Source organism: Vibrio sp. Vb0888 (assembly GCF_033338835.1).
GTDB classification, from domain to species: Bacteria; Pseudomonadota; Gammaproteobacteria; order Enterobacterales; family Vibrionaceae; genus Vibrio; species Vibrio alginolyticus.
Map to the genome: position 1 here is coordinate 1 of NZ_JAWOTL010000365.1, position 1008 is coordinate 1008.

1 pseudogene is annotated in these 1008 nt (G+C 46.3%); it reads right to left on the minus strand.

Going from position 1 to position 1008, the window contains the following annotated elements:
• Window positions 1-48 precede the first annotated feature (48 nt).
• A pseudogene (locus tag R7P72_RS26305) lies at window positions 49-1008 on the minus strand (ABC transporter substrate-binding protein); the annotation flags it as partial.

A 1008-nucleotide genomic window follows, 5' to 3' on the forward strand; every position in this document is an offset into this window, starting at 1 on the left:
TTGACTCCCTAGCGCGAGACCAAGCAAAAAGTCGGTATCATCCTTTCACCACTTCCATTCGTGTAGTCGCTCTCGGTCTGATTCGCACGATAGTAAAGGATTGAAGAAGTTATCCGGATCGCCTGTATCGCCAATCCAGCCAGTACGGAGAAAGTCGATATCGTTGATGTTTTCAAGATCCACTCGCTCGAAACGGTCGTCGGTGAGCAAAGTCAGCTTGATGCCGATATCGGCGAAGTTCGCCTGAATGAGCTCAGCAGTTTTGCGTGGACTTGGGTTGAATGCTCTTGGCTCTAGCGGCACCCACATCGACAGTTTTAGACCATCTTCGTATCCCGCTTCACGAAGTAGAGCGAGAGCGTAATTTCGGTCATAACGAATTTTCGCACTGTCTTTTTGATATGACCAAGAGTTCGGCGGCAGCAATGTATAAGCTAGGGTACCTGTACCGTAATAAACCGAATCCAAGATATTTTGACGATTGATCGCAAGGTTCAACGCTTGGCGGACTCTTGGGTCGCGAAGTGCTGGAGTCTCGGTATTAATCGCAATAAAGGAAACGTTATTTGCTGGTGTTGCCGTCAACTCAAGGTTTTCATCTTCTTGAATGATTGGGATCTGGCTAGAGATAGGTGAAGACAAAACATCGCATTCATTGCGCAGCAACTTAGCTAACGTGCCAGTACCGCGGTGTGAAATGTCGAACACTACTTGTTCCATTTTCGCTGGCGAGTTCCAGTAGTTCGGATGACGTTCCAAGCGAATCAAATCGTTTACTTGATACTCTTTGAGCTGGTATGGCCCAGAACCAATAGGGAGTTGGTCGATTTGCTCTTTGTTGTCTTTTGCCGCCAATTGTTGACCGTATTCTGCTGACAGTATTACCGCATGGCTGGTGGCGATGTTTGCCAAGAATGAAAAGTTTGGTTGAGCGAGTTTAAACGTCACTGTGTAATCATCGACAGCAATCACATCTTGCAATAGATTTTGAAAATCTAAACCAGCAAA